Source organism: Halomonas sp. YLGW01, from assembly GCF_014840935.1.
Lineage (GTDB): Bacteria > Pseudomonadota > Gammaproteobacteria > Pseudomonadales > Halomonadaceae > Onishia.
In genome coordinates this window covers 3,143,026-3,161,695 of sequence record NZ_CP062005.1, presented here as the reverse complement: position 1 = coordinate 3,161,695, position 18,670 = coordinate 3,143,026, and the positions used below count along the sequence as shown (strand labels likewise).

Here is an 18,670-nt window from a genome sequence, read left to right as displayed (position 1 = left end):
TGAGGGCTCAAGGCCTCAGGCCTGGACCGGTCGGGGCGTCGGCGTCATTCCTGGCGGGCGGTGCGGCGCACGTGCTGCCAGCAGCGTGCCGAGGTGATCACCTTGTCCCTGACCTCGAGAATCTCCATGCGCACGTTGCCGACCTGCAGGCAGGTGGGGCCCTCGGGGAAGGACTCGAGGTGCTCGAGGATCAGGCCGTTGAGGGTCTTGGGGCCGTCGGTGGGCAGTTGCCAGCCCAGCGACTTGTTCAGTTCGCGGATGTTGGCGGTGCCCTCGATCACGTAGCTGCCATCGTCCTGCAGGTGCATCTCCTGGTGCATGCCCGCCATGTCGGTGGTGAACTCGCCGACGATCTCCTCGAGAATGTCCTCAAGCGTGACCAGCCCCTCCACGTCGCCGTACTCGTCGACCACGATGCCGGTACGGCGCTTCTGCTGCTGGAAGTTGAGCAGCTGGGTGTGCAGTGGCGTCGATTCGGGAATGAAATAGGGCTCCCGAGCCTCCTGCACGATGGCCGCCTTGGTGACCTCGTCCTTGGACAGGAAGCGTGCGGCATTGCGCAGGTGAAGCATGCCGATGATGTTGTTGATGTCGCCCTTGAAGACCGGTACCCGGGTGTGCTGACTGGTGCGGATCTGCGCCAGGATGCTCTCCAGATCGTCTTCCAGGTCGATGCCCACCACCTCGTGGCGGGGCACCATGATGTCGTTCACGGTGACGTTCTCGAGATCGAGGATCGACAGCAGCATCGACTGGTGGCGACGCGGGATCATGGTGCCCGCCTCGTGCACCACGGTGCGCAGCTCGTCCCGGGTCAGGTGATCGCCGGAGCCGTCGAGGTTCTTGACGCCGAGCAGGCGCAGCAGGCCGTTGGAGATGGCGTTCACCAGCCAGACCAGCGGGTAAAGCACCTTGAGCAGCGGCTCGAGCGCCAGGGACGCCGGGTAGGCGATGCGCTCGGGCTTGATCGCCGCATAGGTCTTGGGGCCGACCTCGGCGAAGATCAGGATCACGATGGTCAGGATCAGCGGGGCGATGGCCGGACCGGTGACCTCGCCGAAGTAATGGATGGCCAGCACCGTGGCCAGAGCCGCCGCCAGGTTGTTGACCAGGTTGTTGCCGATCAGGATCACGCCGATCAGGCGGTCGGGCCGCGCCAGCAGGCGCAGCACGCGCTTGGCGGGGCGGTCGCCGCTGTTGGCCTGATGGCTGACGCGGTAGCGGTTGATGGACATCATGCCGGTCTCGGAGCTCGAGAAGAACGCGGACAGGCCGACGAGCAGGACTAGCAGACCGAACAGCAGTCCCAGCGGGAAATCGTCACTCAAGATGAGAAGGTCCTCGATGACAGGTCAGGCTTGTTTGTAGGGATTCCCCCCGGGGCTGTCAAGGCAAGGCCCCGGGTGGCCGGTTCAGGCGAAGATCACTTCGACGGCGAACTTGCTGCCGAAGTAGGCCAGCAGCAGCAGGGCGCCGCCGCCCAGGGTCCAGCGTACCGCCCTGAGGCCGCGCCAGCCCAGCCAGTGATGGCCGGTCAGCAGGGCGGCGAAGATCACCCAGGCGGCCAGCGACAGCACCGTCTTGTGGACCAGGTGCTGGGCAAAGAGGTTGTCGAGAAACAGGAAGCCGCTGGCGATGGCCAGGGTCAGCAGGATCATGCCGGCCCAGATCAGCTCGAACAGCACCCGCTCCATGGTGGTCAGCGGCGGCAGGGCCTGGACCACGCCGCGGGTATGGTGATGGCGCAGGGCCTGGTTCTGCCAGGCCAGCAGCATGGCCTGCACCGCGGCGATGGCCAGCAGCGCGAAGGCCAGTGCCGAGCTGATGGCATGCAGGGCGATGCCCGGCGTCAGGTGGCCCGAGTGCTCGCCGCCGGGCCAGGCTACGGCGGTCACGAGGGTCAGCGCCGCGATGGGCAGCACCCCCACGGCGGCATTGAGCACCGGCTTGGCCAGGCTGACCAGCATCAGCAGTGCCGTGATCAGGGCGCTGACCATCACCAGGCTCGGCGACAGGCCGAGCCAGAGGCCGCCGGTCTCGTGAATCACCGCGGCAATCACCCAGCCGTGGAAGGCCAGCCCCAGGGTGCCGAGGCCGCGCACCAGGCCCTGGCGCTGGGGCACGCGGCGCAAAAGTGCCAGCGCCTGCCAGGAGGCAGCGCCCAGATAAAAGGCTATGGCCAGGAGGGCAAAGGGAAGCGCCTGCATCGGTTGCTGTCCATCGCCGTCGACGGCGGCGTCTCGCGGGTGGAAAATCCAAGGAGGGCTTACTATACCGAATCCCCCCGGTCGCGCCCAGCCGGGCGCCGGCGAGGGGGCGAAGCCATGCCGGCGGGCGCATGGAGACTGACGCCGGGAAGGCGTATAATCGCCGCCCAAAGCCAGGCATCCCTGCCGGAGGGCCCCATGTTCGAGAGTTTGACAGAGCGTCTGTCGAAGACGCTGAAGTCCATCAGCGGTCAGGCCAAGCTGACCGACGACAATATCAAGGACACCCTGCGCGAGGTGCGCCGTGCCCTGCTGGAGGCCGACGTGGCCCTGCCGGTGGTCAAGGCGTTCATCGAGCGGGTGCGCGAGCGCGCCGTAGGCCAGGAGGTCTCCAAGAGCCTCTCGCCGGGCCAGCAGTTCGTCAAGATCGTCCAGCAGGAACTCGAGGCGATCATGGGCGACGGCACCGAGGGCCTGGTGCTCAAGGGTTCGCCCTCGGTGATCCTGATGGCCGGCCTGCAGGGCGCGGGCAAGACCACCTCGGTGGCGAAGCTCGCCCGCTATCTGCGCGAGCGCGAGAAGAAGAAGGTGCTGGTGGTCTCCGCCGACGTCTATCGCCCGGCGGCCATCGATCAGCTCGAGACGCTGGCCGGTGAGGTCGAGGTCGATTTCTTCCCCTCCGATTCCTCCCAGCAGCCGGTGGCGATTGCCGAGGCGGCCCTCAAGCACGCCAAGATCCAGTTCCACGACGTGGTGATCGTCGACACCGCCGGTCGACTGCATGTCGATGCCGACATGATGGACGAGATCCAGGCGTTGCACCGCGTCTGTGCGCCCCAGGAGACCCTGTTCGTCGTCGATGCCATGACCGGCCAGGATGCCGCCAACACCGCCAAGGCCTTCCATGAGGCCCTGCCGCTGACCGGCGTGATCCTGACCAAGGCCGATGGCGACGCCCGCGGCGGTGCCGCCCTGTCGGTGCGCCACATCACCGGCAAGCCGATCAAGTTCATGGGCATGGGCGAGAAGGTCGATGCCCTGGAGCCCTTCCACCCGGATCGTGTGGCCTCGCGCATCCTCGGCATGGGCGACGTGCTGTCGCTGATCGAGGAAGCCGAGCGCACCGTCGACAAGGGCAAGGCCGAAAAACTCGCCAAGAAGGTCAAGAAGGGCGACGGTTTCGATCTCGAGGACTTTCGCGACCAGCTCCAGCAGCTCAAGAAGATGGGCGGCATGGGCGGCCTGATGGGCAAGCTGCCGGGCATGGGGCAGATGGCTGAGATGGCCAAGGGCCCGGGACCCGAGAAGGAGTTCGGCAAGCTCGAGTCGCTGATCAACTCGATGACGCCCAAGGAGCGCCGCAAGCCCGAGATCATCAACGGCTCGCGCAAGCGTCGCATCGCCGCCGGTGCCGGCCTGCAGGTCCCCGACCTCAATCGCCTGCTCAAGCAGCACAAGCAGATGCAGAAGATGATGAAGAAGGTCGGCAAGAAGGGCGGCATGCAGAAGATGATGCGCGGCATGTCCGGCATGATGGGCGGCGGTGGTCCGGGTGGCCCCGGCGGTATGGGAGGCATGGGTGGCCCCGGTGGCATGGGCGGCCCGGGCGGCCTGCCGCGGCGGTGAGCGCCGCTCGGCACACAAAAGGTTCCCAAGACGCCTCGATTTCCGTAGAATGTCGCGTCTTCGTGGCAGGACCGCGCGACAGCGCGCGGCCGAAGACCAATTTTCAGCAACTCCAACCGAAGGACAGATAACGCAATGGTTACCATTCGTCTGGCACGTGGTGGCGCCAAGAAGCGTCCCTTCTACCACCTGACCGTAAGCGATTCTCGCAAATCCCGTGACGGCCGCTTCATCGAGCGCGTCGGCTTCTTCAACCCGGTCGCCCGCGGCCAGGAAGAGCGCCTGCGCATCGATCTGGACCGTATCGCCCAGTGGCAGGAAAAGGGTGCCCAGGTCTCTGCGCGCGTCGCCGAGCTGGTCAAGGAAGCCCGCAAGCAGGCCTGAGCCTGAATTGCGGTCGCAGAGGCATCTAGGTGGTAATGGCCATGACCCAAGACGCAACGACAGGCACCGGCAGCGACCAGCACGTGGTGCTGGGCAAGCTGACCAGTCCCTACGGTGTGAAGGGCTGGCTGAAGGTGTATTCGTACACCAGCCCGATGCACGGCATCCTCGACTACCCCGAGTGGCAGTTGCGGCTCGACGGCAAGCTCGTCGACCGGAAGCTGGCTCAGGGGCGTCAGCACGGCAAGGGCCTGGTGGCCCTGCTGGACGGGGTGACGTCGCGCGAGCAGGCCGAGCAACTGGCGGGCGCTGAGATCCTGCTGCCCAAGCAGTCGCTGCCGGCGCTCGAGGCGGGCGAGTATTACTGGCACCAACTGGAGGGTCTCCGGGTCACCACACACGATGGCGAGAGCCTGGGGCGTGTGGCCTACCTGTTCGAGACCGGCGCCAACGACGTGATGGTCGTCAAGGACGCCGACGGCAAGGAGCGGCTGCTGCCCTTTTTGCCCGACGAAGTGGTGCTCGAGGTGGACCTGGACGCCGGTTGCATGACGGTGGACTGGGATCCCGAATTTTAAGACGTCCTGGTGACGCCCTCCCCGGTGACTTAGGGGAGCTAGGCCTGGAAGAAACGCCGTGTGGATTGGGGTCGTATCGCTGTTCCCGGAGATGTTTGATGCCATCACCCAGTATGGGGTGACGGGACGGGCGGTCAGACAGGGGTTGCTGGAGCTCGAGTTCTGGAATCCCCGGGACTACGCCACCGACAACCACCGCACGGTGGATGATCGTCCCTACGGGGGCGGACCAGGCATGTTGATGAAGGTCGATACCCTGCGCCATGCCATCCATGAGGCGCGGGCAACGGCCGAGAGCAGTGCCGGCCGGCCGGCCCGGGTGATCTACCTGTCGCCACAGGGGCGACCTCTGGATCAGGCGGGCGTGCAGGCGCTGGCCGACAGCGGCCCCCTGGTGGTGGTGGCTGGACGCTATGAAGGCATCGACGAGCGCGTGGTGGAAGCCGATATCGATGAGGAAGTCTCGATCGGCGACTACGTGCTGAGTGGCGGCGAACTGCCCGCCATGGTGATGGTCGATGCGCTGGCCCGACTGGTGCCCGGTGTGCTGGGTCATCAGGCGTCGGCGGAGGAGGATTCCTTCAACGATGGCCTGCTGGATTGCCCGCACTACACCCGCCCCGACGAGATCGACGGGCGACGGGTGCCGGATGTGCTGCTTAGCGGCAACCACGCGGCGATTCGCCGCTGGCGGCTGAAGCAGTCATTGGGCCGCACCTGGCTCAGGCGTCCCGACCTGCTCGAGGGCAGGACGTTGGCGGCTGATCAGCAGGCACTGCTCGATGAATTCATCGAGGAACACGCCAGCAAGGCGGAGGTGCAGGCGCCTTCCTGAAAAGGCTTTTGGCATGCGTGTCGTGCCCCTGCGTCATACACAGAGCGATTCCCGCGCCATCCTCAGGATTCGCGTCGGGATCACCGCCGACGGCCCCGGCCGAAGGCGATAAAAGTTATCGAGGAGCTAGCAATGAGCAGCAAGAATTCCGTGATCCAGGCGATCGAATCCGAGCAGATGGCCAAGGAAATCCCGGCCTTCGCCCCGGGCGACACCATCGTCGTCCAGGTCAAGGTCAAGGAAGGTAGCCGCGAGCGTCTGCAGGCATTCGAAGGCGTCGTCATCGGCAAGCGTAACCGCGGCCTGAACTCCGCCTTCACCGTGCGCAAGATTTCCCACGGTGTCGGCGTCGAGCGTACCTTCCAGACCTACAGCCCGCTGGTCGATTCCATCGCGGTCAAGCGTCGCGGCGACGTGCGCCAGGCCAAGCTGTACTACCTCCGCGAGCGCAGCGGCAAGTCCGCACGCATCAAGGAAAAGCTCTCCTAAGTCCGGAGATGCTTCACGACAAAACCCCGTCACCGCTTGCGCGGGGCGGGGTTTTGTCGTGTCTGGGAGGGAGAGTGACCACCCCGCCGTCGGCCATCATTCGGCCATCATGAGAGCACCGCATGAGCGATCACGCCGAGATCCTGCTGGAGCGCTTTCTCGATGCCCTGTGGCTCGAGCAGGGCGCCAGCGACAATACCCTGGCGGCCTATCGCCATGACCTCGCTGCCTTTGCCGCGCAGCTGGCAGAGCACGGCCAGTCGTTGCTTGGCCCCGATCCTCGGGCGCTGCCTGACTGGCTCGACGCGCGCCGCGCCGCCGGCTATCAGCTGCGCTCCAACGCCCGGCTGCTGTCGAGCCTGCGCCGCTTCTACCGCTGGGCGCTGGTCGAGGGCCTGATCGAGGCCGACCCGCTCACCGAGGTGCGCCTGCCGCCGGTGCGGCCTAGCCTGCCCCGCACCCTCGACGAGGAGGAGGTCGAACGCCTGCTCGAAGCGCCGGATACCGAGACGGCCCTCGGGCTTCGCGATCGCGCCATGCTCGAGGTGCTCTATGCCGGGGGGCTGCGAGTCTCGGAGCTGGTGGGGCTGAGCACCGATGCGGTCAACCCGCGTCAGGGCGTGGTGCGGGTGCTGGGCAAGGGCGACAAGGAGCGACTGGTGCCGCTGGGCGAGGAGGCGATCGCCTGGCTGGAGCGCTACCTGCGGGCCGGGCGCGGGGCCCTGATGCGAGATATCACCCGCCCGCCCTTGTTCCCCGGGCGCGGCGATGGCTTCATGACCCGTCAGACCTTCTGGCATCGTATCAAGGTGCATGCGAGGGCCGCGGAGATCGACAAGCCGTTGTCGCCCCACACCCTGCGACACGCCTTCGCCACGCATTTATTGAATCATGGGGCCAACTTGCGTGTCGTACAGCTGTTGCTGGGTCACAGTGACCTGTCGACGACCCAGATTTATACCCATGTGGCCCAGGCACGCCTGGAAACGCTGCATGCCGACCACCATCCTCGAGGTTGACCATGAATCGACTGCTGTTTACCGCCACGGGCCTGCTGGCCGGCTTGTTCACCGTCCAGGCCATGGCGGCGCCGCCCCAGGCCTTGACCGAGAGCCTCACCGTCAATGGCGAGGCCATGCCGGTCGAGCAGGTGCTGGAGACGCCTGTCGAGGGGCTCTGGGAAGTGCACCTGGCCAACGGTGAGACCTTCTACAGCGATGCCGGCGGCGAGCACTTCGTCGTCGGGGACATCTACGCCAACCGCGCCGATGGGCTGGTGAACCTGAGCGAGCAGTCCCGCAATGCCCAGCGCGCCGCGCGCATTGCCGCGGTGCCCGAGAGCGAGCAGGTGATCTTCCGTGGCGATGACGAGCCCCGTGCCACGGTGCACGTCTTCACCGACACCACCTGCCCGTATTGTCAGCGCCTGCACGAGGAAGTGCCCGCCCTCAACGACCTGGGCATCGCCGTGCATTACCTGGCCTTTCCGCGGGCCGGCGCCGGCTCCGAGGGCGCCCGTCTCCTGAGCCAGGTCTGGTGCGCCCCGAACCCGGCCGAGGCGATGACCGCCAGCAAGCGCGGCGAGTCGCTGGATGTCGCCCCCGACTGCGACAATCCGGTCGAGTCACAGTATCATCTGGGCATGGAGCTCGGCGTGCAGGGCACACCGGCCATCGTGCTGCCCGACGGGCGCCTGGTGCCGGGTTATGTGCCGGCCGAGCGGCTGGCGGAAATGCTGGGCCTGAACGGCTGAATGACTGAGCGATGAGGCGGTCGCAGTCGCGGCCGTCCTGACGCCACGGGCGTCGACAAGGCCAACAATCGAGTACCTGCAAGGGGAGCAAAACGTTGAAATCGGTCAGAGTGGGAATCTGTGGTCTGGGCACCGTGGGTGGCGGTACCTTCAATGTGCTGATGCGCAACGCCGATGAGATCGCGCGTCGGGCCGGTCGCCCGATCGTCATCGAGCAGGTGGCGATGCGGCGCGAGAATCCCGACTGCGATACCACCGGCGTCAAGACCACCAGCGATGTGTTCGAGGTGGCCCGCAATCCCGACGTCGACGTGCTGGTCGAGCTGATCGGCGGCTATGACGTGGCTCGCGAGCTGGTGCTGACCGCCATCGAGCACGGCAAGCACGTAGTCACCGCCAACAAGGCGCTGATCGCGGTGCACGGCAACGAGATCTTCCAGGCCGCCCACGAGAAGGGCGTCATCGTCGCCTTCGAGGCGGCGGTGGCCGGCGGCATCCCGGTGATCAAGTCGCTGCGCGAGGGCCTCGGCGCCAACCGCATCGAGTGGCTGGCCGGCATCATCAACGGCACCGGCAACTATATCCTCACCCACATGCGTGACGAGGGCCGCGCCTTCGAGGACGTGCTGGCGGAGGCGCAGGCGCTCGGGTATGCCGAGGCCGACCCGACCTTCGACGTCGAGGGCATCGACGCCGCCCACAAGCTGACTATCCTGGCCTCCATCGCCTACGGCGTGCCGCTGCAGTTCGAGAAAGCCTACACCGAGGGCATCTCGCGGATCACCTTCGACGACGTCGAGCAGGCCGACAACCTCGGCTACGTGATCAAGCACCTGGGGATCTCCAAGCGCACCGAGGCCGGCTTCGAGCTGCGGGTGCACCCGGCGCTGGTGCCCAAGGAGCGTCTGCTGGCCAATGTTCATGGGGTCAAGAACGCCATCGAGGTGATGGGCGACGCCGTGGGGCCGACCCTCTACTACGGCGCGGGCGCCGGGGCCGAACCGACCGCCTCGGCGGTGGTCGCCGACCTGCTCGACGTGGCGCGGGACATCAGCACCGAACACCGCTATCGGGTGCCCTACCTGGCCTTCAGCGGCATCGGCGAGAGCGACAACGATCTGCCGATCCTGCCGATGGAAGAGATCACCACCGCCTACTACCTGCGCCTGCTGGCGGTCGACCGCCCCGGCGTGCTGGCGCGGGTGGCGACTATCCTCTCCGAGCAGGGCATCTCCATCGAGGCGATCATCCAGAAGGAAGCCATCGAGGGTGAGCTGGTGCCGATCATCCTGCTGACGCACCGCACCCGCGAGAAGCACATGAACGAGGTCATCCGTCAGCTCGAGTCCCTGGCCGACATCGCCGGCTCGGTGACCCGCATCCGCGTCGAGAGCCTCGACGAGAACGCCTAATAACGACAAGCGGCGGGCCCGGCCGGTTAACCACAAGCGGCGGGCCCGACCCTGCGCTGGACCACGCGCCTCGCCCCTCATCCAGAGTGGTCGGGGCGCGCACACAGGATCGAACGATGCGTTATATCAGTACCCGCGGGCAGGCGCCCGCGCTGTCCTTCGAGGAGGTCGTGCTGACCGGCATGGCCAGCGACGGCGGCCTCTATGTGCCGGAGACCATTCCTCAGCTCTCCAAGGAAGAGTTGGCCGACATGGCCGGCTGTTCCTATGCCGAGATCGCCTTCCGGGTGATGAAGCCGTTCGTCAACGGCGAGATCGACGACGACACCTTCCGTGGCCTGGTCAAGGACGCCTACGCCACCTTCAGCCACGACGCCGTGGTGCCGCTGAATCAGCTCGACGCCAACCACTTCCTACTCGAGCTGTTCCACGGCCCGACGCTCGCCTTCAAGGACGTCGCCCTGCAGCTGCTGGGCCGGCTGCTCGATCACTTCCTCAAGAAGCGCGGTGAGCGCGCGGTGATCATGGGCGCCACCTCCGGCGACACCGGCTCGGCGGCCATCGAGGGCTGCCGCCACTGCGACAACCTGGATATCTTCATCCTCCACCCGCATAACCGGGTCTCCGAGGTGCAGCGTCGCCAGATGACCACGGTGCTGGCCGACAACGTCTTCAATGTCGCCATCGAGGGCAACTTCGACGACGCCCAGGCGATGGTCAAGGCGAGTTTCGCCAACCAGGACTTCCTGAACGGCACCCGACTGGTCGCGGTCAACTCGATCAACTGGGCGCGCATCATGGCCCAGATCGTCTACTACGTGGCCTCCGCCGTGGCGCTCGGGGCTCCGCACCGCAAGGTCAGCTTCTGTGTGCCCTCGGCGAACTTCGGCAACGTCTTCGCCGGCTACATGGCCTACCAGATGGGCCTGCCGGTCAAGCAGTTCATCATCGCCACCAACGCCAACGACATCCTGCACCGCACCCTGGCCGCCAACGACTTCTCCAAGCAGGAGCTCGCCGCGACCCTGGCGCCGTCGATGGACATCGTGGTGTCGTCGAACTTCGAGCGCCTGCTGTTCGATGCCTACGATCGCGATGGCGACGCCGTGGCCGCCCTGCTCGAGCGCTTCCAGCAGGAGCCCACGGCGCTGGCCGAGGCGCCGCTGGCCAAGCTGCGCGAGAAGTTCTCGAGCCACAGCGTGGATGATGCCACCATCCTCGAGGTGATCCGCGAGGCCCATCATCGCACCCATGAGATCCTCGACCCGCACACCGCCACCGGCTATCGGGCCGCCGAGCGGGCGCGCGCCGACGCCGCCACGCCGATGGTGACGCTCGCCACCGCCCACCCGGCCAAGTTCGCCGAGGCGGTGGTCAAGGCGGGCTTCCCGGGCGTGCCGCTGCCGCCGCACATGGACGACCTGCTCGAGCGTGAGGAGCGCTACACGGTGCTGCCCGCCGAGCTCGAGGCCGTGCAGCGCTTCGTCGCCGACCAGCGCCGCTGAGAGCCCGCCCTGCTGAGCTCACCACTACTGAGCCGTCATGACGCCCGGTCCGCCGGGCGTTTTTCGTCATTCTCTTGCCGAGCCCCCTGACTCGTGCCTCCTGAGGAGCCGCCGTGGAACCCGCCTCGCTCTCGACATCCTCCGCCGCTTCGCTTCGCCCCCGCATCGAACCGCGTCCCCGCGACGAGGCGCTCTATGCCCGCGCCCAGGCCGAGGGCCTTTCCGAGCTGCAGGCGCGGGTGCTGGCCGGGCGGCTCTCCGGCTACCAGGGCGAGATCGCGCCCCTGGTGTCGCCGAGCCTTCGCCACCTCGCGCATCCCGAGCGGCTCAAGGACGCCCGCCGCGCCGCCGAGCGTATCGCCCAGGCGGTGGTCGAGGGCGAGCATATCGGCATCCTCACCGACTACGATGTCGACGGCATTACCTCGCACGTGGTGATCAGACGCACCCTCAACGAGCTGTTCGGGGTGCCGGAGTCGCGCCTGCACAGCCTGATCGGCCATCGCATCAACGACGGCTACGGCATCAGCCTGCCGCTGGTCGAGCGCACCCTGCGCCTCTCGCCGGGGCCGCGGCTGGTGATCACCGCCGACTGCGGCAGCTCGGACGAGCCGCGCATCGAAAGGCTCAAGGAGGCCGGGCTCGAGGTGGTGGTCACCGACCACCATGCGCTGCCCAAGGAGGGGCCGCCGGCCTCGGCCTACGCCACCGTCAACCCGACCCGGGACGATTGCGACTACCCGGACCCCACTATCGCCGGCTGCATGGTCGCCTGGCTGACCATGTCGCTGGCCCGCCAGGTGTTGATCGACTGGGGCGCGCTGTCGCCCTCGACCCCCAAGCTCTCGCCCTGGCTCTCCTACGTGGCGCTGGGTACCGTCGCCGACTGTGTGTCGCTGGGCGGCAGTGCCGCCAACCGCGCCGTGGTCAATCACGGCCTGACCCTGATCAACCGCATGGAAGCCGCCTGCTGGCGAACCATGGCCGCGCGCCTGGGCCCGGACAGCGTGCCCTTCGGCGCCGAGACCCTGGCCTTCCAGATGGGCCCGCGCATCAACGCCCGCTCGCGCCTCGATGATCCCTACGCGGCGCTGCACTTCATGCTGGCCGCCGATGACGGGACGGCGGCGCGCCATCTCGAGGTGCTGGATCAGGACAACCAGTCCCGCAAGGCCATCGAGGCCGAGATGGCCGAGGAGGCCAAGGCCCTGGCCACCGCCCAGCTCGCCGAGGATGTGCCGGCGCTGGTGGTGTTCCTGGAGACCGGCCATGCCGGGGTGCAGGGCATCGTCGCATCAAGGCTGGTACAGGCCTTCGGCCGCCCGGCGCTGGTGCTGACCCCGGCGGCGACCGCCGGCATGCTGACCGGCTCCGGGCGCTCCATCGAGGGGCTGCACCTGCGTGACGCCCTGCAGCGTGCCCATGACCTGGCGCCGGAGGCGCTGCCGCGCTTCGGTGGCCACCGCGGGGCCGCCGGTATCGGCCTGCCCCGGGAGCGTCTCGACGACTTCCGCCGGGCGCTGTGGCAGGCGGCGGGCGAGCAGCTTGGCGAGCGTGAGCTCTACCCCTGCGTCTTCACCGATGGGGCCCTTGAGCCTGAGCAACTCACGCTTGCGACGCTTGATGAGCTGGAGGCGCTATCGCCCTTCGGTCGTGAGTTCGAGGCCCCGCTGTTCGAGGGTGACTTCCTCGTCGAGGCGCTGCGTCCGGTGGGGGCGGACGGCAGCCACCTGATGCTGGAGCTCGGCCATGGCCGTACCACGGTGCGGGCGATCTGGTTCCGTGCGCTGACTCCCGGCGAGGTGCCGGCCTTCGGATTAGGCGCCACCCTGCGCTGTGCCTTCAAGCTCAATCGCAACCGCTGGAAGGGCCGTGAGTCGCTGCAGCTGATGGTCGAGCACGCCGAGCCGCTGGCCTGAGCCGGATCGGTTCTCTTCTTCGATGATGTGATCTGGCCAAGGAGGCCGCCGATGACCGAACAGCGCCGCGAGTCCCAACGCCGAGAGGAGGCGGTCCAGGAGAAGCAAAGCTGGGAGGAGGACCTGGGTGAGCGTACTCAGGGCGAACGACCGGAGCTCGAAGACGTCGAGCCTAAGGATGTGCCGAAGGACCCGCACCGGCCCCATGAGGATGTGCTGGCGATGCTGCTCGGTACCCTCTTGGTGGCGCTCGGGGTGACCTTCTACTCCCATGCGATGCTACTTGCCGGCAGCACCGCCGGCCTGGCGCTGCTCGCGCAGTACGTCACCGGGCTCGGCTTCGGCGGCATGTTCTTCATCATCAACCTGCCGTTCTACTACCTGGCGATCAAGCGCATGGGCTGGTCTTTCACCCTGCGCACCTTCATCGCCACGGCGCTGCTGTCGCTCTTCGCCACCCTGACGCCACACTGGGTCGACATCGCGGCGCTGAACCCCGTCTATGCGGCGGTGATCGGCGGCAGCCTGCTGGGCATCGGCCTGCTGGTGCTGATTCGTCATCGCACCAGCCTTGGCGGCATCAATATCCTGGCGCTCTACCTGCAGGAGCGCTATGGCTGGCGTGCGGGCTATGTGCAGCTCGGTGTCGACATGCTGATCCTGGGCTTGTCCTTCCTGGTGCTCGAGCCCGACAGCATCGCGCTGTCGGTGCTGGGGGCGGTGACCATGAACCTGATCATCGCCCTCAACCACAAGCCCGGGCGCTATATCGGGGTGAGCTGACCCGAGCGTCTCCGGGCTCGTTGATAGGTCGAGCGTCTGCGGGCTCGATAACAAGCCGAGCGGCCCCGGGCTTGGTCAATAGCCGAACGGGGCCGGGTTCGGTCAAGAACCGAGCGTCTCCGGGCTCAGCCGAGCGTTTGCGGGCTCGATCAAGAACCGAGCCAGAACCACCAGACGATGGCGCCGATCAGGGCGATGCCGCCAAGGTTCACGAGTAGCGTCATTAGCGAGCCTCCTGCGTCTTGGTGTCGGGTGAGGGTGCTGAAGCGGGCGATGCCTCGAATGACGGCTTGAAGCGGCGCAGGCGATTGGCGTTGGTGACCACCGTGACCGACGACAGCGACATCGCCGCCGCGGCGATCATCGGCGACAGCAGCCAGCCGGTGGCCGGGTAGAGCACACCCGCCGCGATCGGGATGCACAGGCTGTTGTAGCCGAAGGCGCCCCACAGGTTCTGCTTGATGTTGGCAAGGGTCGCGCGGCTGATCTCGATGGCATCGGCCACGCCGTGCAGCGAGCTTCTCATCAGGGTAATGCCGGCGCTCTCGATCGCCACGTCGGTGCCCTGGCCGATCGCGAAGCCGACGTTCGCCTGGGCCAGCGCCGGGGCGTCGTTGATGCCGTCGCCGACCATCCCGACCACCTCGCCGGCGGCCTGCCGACGTTCGATCTCCCGATGCTTGTCCTCGGGCAGCAGCCCGGCGCGCACCTCATCGATGCCCACCTCGCGGCCGATGGCGGCGGCGGTGTGGGCGTTGTCGCCGGTCAGCATCACCACCCTGAGTCCATCGGCCTGCAGGCGCCGAATGGCCGCATGACTGTCCTCGCGCAGTGGATCGCTGATGCCGAACACCGCCGCGAGCCGCCCATCGACGGCCAGCTGCACCACGGTGCGGGCCTGGCCTTCGAGCTCCTCGACGATCGCCTGGCCCGGTGCCAGGTCGATGCCTTCGCCCTCGAGCAATCGGGCGTTGCCGAGCAGCAGGGCCTGCCCCTGCTCGGTGGTGGCCTTGACGCCGCCGCCGGTCACGCTGGTGAAGTCCCTGACCGTGCGGGGGCTGGCCCCGGCGTGCTCGGCGTGGGCCAGCAGGGCGGCGGCCAGCGGGTGTTCGGAGCCCTGCTCGAGGCCCGCGACAAGGCCAAGCGTCTGCGCCTCGTCGGCCTGCTCATCGAGGCCCGTGTCAGAAACAAAGTGGGCCTCGGTGACCCTCGGCTTGCCCTCGGTGAGGGTACCGGTCTTGTCCACCACCAGGGTGGTCAGTCGGCTCGCCACCTGCAGGGCCTCGCCGTTTCTGATCAGCACGCCGTGCTCGGCGGCCTTGCCGACCCCGATCATGGTCGAGAGCGGGGTCGCGAGCCCCAGCGCGCAGGGGCAGGCGATGATCAGCACCGCGGTGGCGGTGATCAGCATGTGCAGCACCCGGGGCTCGGGCCCCAGGTTGAACCAGGCCAGCGCCGTGGCGACGGCGATGATCATCACCGTGGGCACGAAGACCCCGGCGACCCGATCGGCCAGGGCGCCGATCGGCGGTCGCGAGCCCTGGGCGCGAGCCACCTGATCGGTGATGCGGCCAAGCCGCGTATCGGCGCCGACCCGGGTGGCACGATAGATCAGGCTGCCCCGGCCGTTGACGGTCCCGGCGCTGACCTCATCGCCCGGGGCCTTGGCCACGGCTTGCGGTTCGCCGGTGAGCATGGATTCATCGACATGACTCTCGCCTTCCAGGACCTCGCCATCCACCGGCAGGCGCTCGCCGGGGCGCACGCGGATGCGATCGTCCAGGCGCACGGCATCGATCTCGATGTCCTGCTCCTCGCCGTCGCGGATCACCCGCGCGGTGCTTGATTGCAAGTCGAGCAGCCGCCCCAGGGCCTCGCTGGTGCGGCCTCGGGCCCTGAGTTCCAGGGCGTTCCCGGCCAGGATCAGCCCGACGATCATGACCGAGGCCTCGAAGTAGAGGTCGTGGGCCGCCTCGGGTAGCCAGGGGGCGAGGGCGACGACCGTCATCGAGTACAGCCAGGCGGTGCCGGTGCCCATGGCCACCAGGGTGTCCATGTTGGCCTCGTGGTGGCGCAGCGCCTTGGCGGCGCTTGAGAAGAAGTGCCGCCCGGGGCCTGCCAGTACGCCGAGGGTCAGAAGCCCGATTAGTGCCCAGACGCCCCGCTCCGCGCCGGCAAGGACCGGGTGATGGAAGAACATGGCGATCATCAGCGGCACCGCCAGCGACAGCGCCAGCAGGCTGCCGCGCCGGCGCTGTCGATACGCCTGCTGGTCGTTCGCGGCGCGCCGCGCCTCGGCCTGGCGAAGATCCTCGATGGGCGAGGCGCCATAGCCCGCGCTCTCGACGGCCTCGACCAGGGCCTGGGCGCTGGCGCTGCCGCGCACCTGAGCGGTGTGGCTGGCGAAGTTGACCTCGGCGGCGCTGACGCCCGGGGTGCGCTCCAGCGCCTGTTGCACGCTCTTCACGCAGCTGGCGCAGGTCATGCCGGAGAGCGATAGCCGCATGCTGCCGGCGCGACCGGGCTCGGCGCCTTTGCCTGAGGCAGACGCGTCTGGTGCTGGCGTTTCCGCTTCGCTGTCGGCCGCCGGAGCGCCGGCCGCAGGATTAGCGGTGTCTGGATTCTCGTCAGCGGGATAGCCGGCTCCCTCGAGCAGGGCATCCACCCGCTCTCCACCGAGCCGTGTGGTGATCGTGAGGTGCTTCTCGTCAGGCACGCCGGTGACCTCGGCGTCCGGGTCCTCGGCGTGGATGGCCTTGCGCATGGTCGAGACGCAGCCCTGGCAGTTCATGCCGGGGATATGGCGCTCATAAGCGCTGGTTTGCGGCGCCTGATCGGCGGGATAGCCGGCTTCCTCGAGGAGGGTGTCCACTCGCTCGCCGTCGAGCCGTGTCTCGATGGTGAGGCGCTTCTCGGCGGGCTTGCCGCTGATCTCGGCCTCAGGATCTTCGGCCTGGATGGCCTTGCGCATCTTCGAGACGCAGCCCTGGCAGCTCATGCCGGGGATCTGGCGTTCGAGCGTATGTGCCGTGGTCGTTGGTTCGTTGTGCTGGGTCATGCCTCCTCCTTGGCGGTGGCCGCCGCGTCGGTGGATGGGGCGGGCAGGCTTTCGATCAGCCGACACAGGCTGTGGCCGTCGGGGGTGCCGTCGGGCATCTCGGCCCAGGCATCCAGGGCCTCTTCCATGCGGGCGGCCAGGGCCTCGAGTTCGCGGATGCGCGTGCGAATTTCCGGCAGGCGGCTGGCCAGCAGGTCGCGCACCAGTGGGCAGGGGGAGTCGCCGTGGTCGGCGTGAGCGAGGATGTCGCGGATCTCCTTGATGCCGAAGCCCAGGGTGCGCGCGCGCTGGATGAAGGCCAGGCGTTCGCGGTCCTGCTCGCCGAAGCGCTGATAGCCGTTGTGGGGATCCCGAGTCGGGGCCAGCAGGCCCTCGCGAGTGTAATGGCGCACCGTCTCGGCGGTCACGCCGGCGGCTCTGGCCAGATCACTGACTTTCATGCTGCCTCTCCTGCCGCTAACGGATCGATGGATACCGCCAGTGTAAAACCTTTGGGTTACACAAGGGTCAAGCGAGTCACGACGACTCGGCGAGCGTCCTCTGGCGTATTTTTCTAAGCCCATGAAAGTTCAGAGAGAAGGCAGGCGCTGATGCTAAAGTATTAGTAAATATGAGATTAAAACGATCGTTTGGTCTTGATCCCCCGAGGGCTTTGCGCCACAAAGAGAGGCATTCGCTCGCCTGAGACGGGTGAGTACGCCAGCCACTCCAGCCTTCCCTGGGACAGGACGCCATTCGATGCATTACAAGATCAACAAGCTCGCCATCGCCGTTGCCCTCGCCTCTGCCAGCCTGGTCGCCAGCCAGGCCTTGGCCTCCGGTTTTCAGGTGCGCGAACAAAGCGCCAAGACCCTGGCCAACGCCCTGTCGAACGCCGCCGCCGGTGCCGAGGATGTCAGCTTCATGGCCTATAACCCGGCCGCCCTCGGCAACATCGACGGCAACCAGTTCGCCGTCGGGGTCGCCTATATCGATGCCGACTTCGAGCTCAAGGATGCCGAGGCCAGTAGCACGAGCGGCGCCGACTATGACAAGGGCGGCTCCCGCCAGGGCGGCGAGAGTGCCGTGGTACCGAGTCTTGCGGTCAAGACCCAGGCCAGCGAGCGCATCGACCTGGGCCTGGCGATCTTCTCGCCCTATGGCCTCTCCACGAAGTACGACGAGGACTGGATCGGCCGCTATCACGCCATCGAGACCGAGCTCACTACCATCGATATCCAGCCTACGCTCAATTTTCGCGTCACCGAGCGCTGGTCGGTGGCCGCGGGCCTGATCGCCGAGTACGGCGACGCGACCATCTCCAATGCGATCGATCTAGGAGCTGGTGTCAGTGCTCCTGGGCAGTACGACGGCAAGGCCAAGGTCACCGGCGATGACTGGGGTTATGGCTTCATTCTGGGCACACTTTTCCAGGTCACCGACCGGACCCGGCTGGGGCTCAGCTACCGCTCCGAGATCGATCTGACCCTCGATGGCGAGGTCGACTATAGCAGCGACAGTGCCACCGGCCAGGCCGTGCTCACCACATTAGGGCGTGAAGACGGCGGTGGCACCGCCGATCTCTCGACACCCGCCAATGCCAATGTGGGGGTCTTCCATCAGCTGACCCCGAGGCTGGCGCTGATGGCCAACGTCAGCTGGACTGGTTGGAGCTCCTTCGAGGAGCTGCGGGTTAAATTTGATGACGAAAACGCTAAAGACAGCTTTACCGAAGAGAACTGGAACGATTCCTGGGCCTATTCGGTAGGCGCCAATTATGCGCTGACCGACAATTGGCTGCTGCGTACCGGCGTCGGCTATGACGAGACCCCGGTGCCGAGCGCCGAGTATCGCACCCCACGGGTGCCGGACGCCGATCGCACCTGGGCGACCCTGGGTGCCACCTATCAAGTCAACGACAAGCTCGGTGTGACTGCTGGCTATATGCACGTCTTCGGCGACGACGGCGATATCGATCAAGAGGCGACGCCCACCAACGAAAACAAGAACAAGGGCAACCTGTCCGGCACCTACGAGGTCGCGGCGGACGTCTTCGCCCTGTCGATGGACTACCGCTTCTGATTCCGCCCTTCCCTGCCTGTTATTAACGACAGCGACCCCGGCCTATCCAGGCCGGGGTCG

The 18,670-nt window shown here is 67.0% G+C and carries 16 protein-coding genes; 12 read left to right on the top strand and 4 right to left on the bottom strand.

The features are described 5' to 3' along the window. Positions 1-44 precede the first annotated feature (44 nt). The gene (locus IEJ03_RS14465) at positions 45-1,328 is read right to left on the bottom strand and encodes an HlyC/CorC family transporter (RefSeq protein WP_192035509.1); all 1,284 of its coding nucleotides are present in this window, start codon (positions 1,326-1,328) and stop codon (positions 45-47) included. Positions 1,329-1,412: 84 nt separating this feature from the next. Then, the gene (ccsA, locus tag IEJ03_RS14460; protein WP_192035508.1) at positions 1,413-2,207 is read right to left on the bottom strand and encodes a cytochrome c biogenesis protein CcsA; all 795 of its coding nucleotides are present in this window, start codon (positions 2,205-2,207) and stop codon (positions 1,413-1,415) included. A 198-nt stretch (positions 2,208-2,405) separates the two neighbouring features. On the opposite strand from ccsA, the gene ffh reads away from it, so the two are divergent. The 11 genes from ffh to IEJ03_RS14405 all read left to right on the top strand — a co-directional run bounded on the left by ffh (position 2,406) and on the right by IEJ03_RS14405 (position 13,491). Further along, positions 2,406-3,833 carry a signal recognition particle protein gene (ffh, locus tag IEJ03_RS14455; protein ID WP_192035507.1) on the top strand — a complete coding sequence of 476 codons (1,428 nt, stop codon included), beginning with the start codon at positions 2,406-2,408 and terminating at the stop codon, positions 3,831-3,833. A gap of 135 nt (positions 3,834-3,968) precedes the next feature. After that, positions 3,969-4,217, top strand: coding sequence for a 30S ribosomal protein S16 (gene rpsP, locus IEJ03_RS14450; protein WP_192035506.1), 249 nt, complete (start codon positions 3,969-3,971; stop codon positions 4,215-4,217). Between the two features lie 41 nt (positions 4,218-4,258). Further along, entirely contained in the window at positions 4,259-4,795 is a 537-nt protein-coding gene (gene rimM / locus IEJ03_RS14445; RefSeq protein WP_192035505.1) for a ribosome maturation factor RimM, read from the top strand. 58 nt (positions 4,796-4,853) lie between these two features. Further along, entirely contained in the window at positions 4,854-5,630 is a 777-nt protein-coding gene (trmD, locus tag IEJ03_RS14440; RefSeq protein ID WP_192035504.1) for a tRNA (guanosine(37)-N1)-methyltransferase TrmD, read from the top strand. A 132-nt stretch (positions 5,631-5,762) separates the two neighbouring features. Continuing rightward, positions 5,763-6,119, top strand: coding sequence for a 50S ribosomal protein L19 (gene rplS / locus IEJ03_RS14435; protein WP_192035503.1), 357 nt, complete (start codon positions 5,763-5,765; stop codon positions 6,117-6,119). A 122-nt stretch (positions 6,120-6,241) separates the two neighbouring features. Further along, positions 6,242-7,138, top strand: a complete 897-nt coding sequence (gene xerD, locus IEJ03_RS14430) for a site-specific tyrosine recombinase XerD (RefSeq protein ID WP_192035502.1) — start codon at positions 6,242-6,244, stop codon at positions 7,136-7,138. Positions 7,139-7,140: 2 nt separating this feature from the next. Further along, on the top strand, positions 7,141-7,872 hold the full coding sequence (locus tag IEJ03_RS14425) for a DsbC family protein (RefSeq protein WP_192035501.1): 732 nt from the start codon (positions 7,141-7,143) through the stop codon (positions 7,870-7,872). A 95-nt stretch (positions 7,873-7,967) separates the two neighbouring features. Further along, the gene (locus tag IEJ03_RS14420) at positions 7,968-9,284 is read left to right on the top strand and encodes a homoserine dehydrogenase (protein ID WP_192035500.1); all 1,317 of its coding nucleotides are present in this window, start codon (positions 7,968-7,970) and stop codon (positions 9,282-9,284) included. 116 nt (positions 9,285-9,400) lie between these two features. Beyond that, a complete protein-coding gene (gene thrC / locus IEJ03_RS14415; RefSeq protein ID WP_192035499.1) occupies positions 9,401-10,789 on the top strand; it encodes a threonine synthase in 1,389 nt (462 codons plus the stop codon). Positions 10,790-10,902: 113 nt separating this feature from the next. Next, on the top strand, positions 10,903-12,708 hold the full coding sequence (gene recJ / locus IEJ03_RS14410) for a single-stranded-DNA-specific exonuclease RecJ (RefSeq protein WP_192035498.1): 1,806 nt from the start codon (positions 10,903-10,905) through the stop codon (positions 12,706-12,708). Positions 12,709-12,930: 222 nt separating this feature from the next. Beyond that, a complete protein-coding gene (locus tag IEJ03_RS14405) occupies positions 12,931-13,491 on the top strand; it encodes a YitT family protein (RefSeq protein ID WP_242458124.1) in 561 nt (186 codons plus the stop codon). 223 nt (positions 13,492-13,714) lie between these two features. Here the strand turns inward: IEJ03_RS14405 and IEJ03_RS14400 are convergent, their stop codons facing one another. Both IEJ03_RS14400 and IEJ03_RS14395 read right to left on the bottom strand, forming a co-directional pair. Next, entirely contained in the window at positions 13,715-16,282 is a 2,568-nt protein-coding gene (locus IEJ03_RS14400) for a heavy metal translocating P-type ATPase (RefSeq protein ID WP_202884420.1), read from the bottom strand. Positions 16,283-16,545: 263 nt separating this feature from the next. Next, positions 16,546-16,989 (bottom strand): MerR family DNA-binding protein, encoded by a 444-nt coding sequence (locus IEJ03_RS14395; protein WP_192035496.1) that lies wholly within the window; start codon positions 16,987-16,989, stop codon positions 16,546-16,548. A 298-nt stretch (positions 16,990-17,287) separates the two neighbouring features. Between IEJ03_RS14395 and IEJ03_RS14390 the strand changes: the two genes are divergently transcribed. After that, complete coding sequence (locus tag IEJ03_RS14390) at positions 17,288-18,610, top strand: outer membrane protein transport protein (protein ID WP_192035495.1); 1,323 nt, start codon at positions 17,288-17,290, stop codon at positions 18,608-18,610. The last annotated feature ends 60 nt before the right edge of the window (positions 18,611-18,670 follow it).

Bases quoted from the DNA above. Each gene is read 5' to 3' on its own strand.
- IEJ03_RS14425 (WP_192035501.1), top strand. From the start codon at position 7,141: ATGAATCGACTGCTGTTTACCGCCACGGGCCTGCTGGCCGGCTTGTTC.
- thrC (WP_192035499.1), top strand. From the start codon at position 9,401: ATGCGTTATATCAGTACCCGCGGGCAGGCGCCCGCGCTGTCCTTCGAG.
- xerD (WP_192035502.1), top strand. From the start codon at position 6,242: ATGAGCGATCACGCCGAGATCCTGCTGGAGCGCTTTCTCGATGCCCTG.
- ccsA (WP_192035508.1), bottom strand. From the start codon at position 2,207: ATGCAGGCGCTTCCCTTTGCCCTCCTGGCCATAGCCTTTTATCTGGGC.
- rimM (WP_192035505.1), top strand. From the start codon at position 4,259: ATGACCCAAGACGCAACGACAGGCACCGGCAGCGACCAGCACGTGGTG.
- rpsP (WP_192035506.1), top strand. From the start codon at position 3,969: ATGGTTACCATTCGTCTGGCACGTGGTGGCGCCAAGAAGCGTCCCTTC.
- rplS (WP_192035503.1), top strand. From the start codon at position 5,763: ATGAGCAGCAAGAATTCCGTGATCCAGGCGATCGAATCCGAGCAGATG.
- IEJ03_RS14390 (WP_192035495.1), top strand. From the start codon at position 17,288: ATGCATTACAAGATCAACAAGCTCGCCATCGCCGTTGCCCTCGCCTCT.
- IEJ03_RS14400 (WP_202884420.1), bottom strand. From the start codon at position 16,282: ATGAACTGCCAGGGCTGCGTCTCGACCATGCGCAAGGCCATCCACGCC.
- ffh (WP_192035507.1), top strand. From the start codon at position 2,406: ATGTTCGAGAGTTTGACAGAGCGTCTGTCGAAGACGCTGAAGTCCATC.
- IEJ03_RS14395 (WP_192035496.1), bottom strand. From the start codon at position 16,989: ATGAAAGTCAGTGATCTGGCCAGAGCCGCCGGCGTGACCGCCGAGACG.
- IEJ03_RS14405 (WP_242458124.1), top strand. From the start codon at position 12,931: ATGCTGCTCGGTACCCTCTTGGTGGCGCTCGGGGTGACCTTCTACTCC.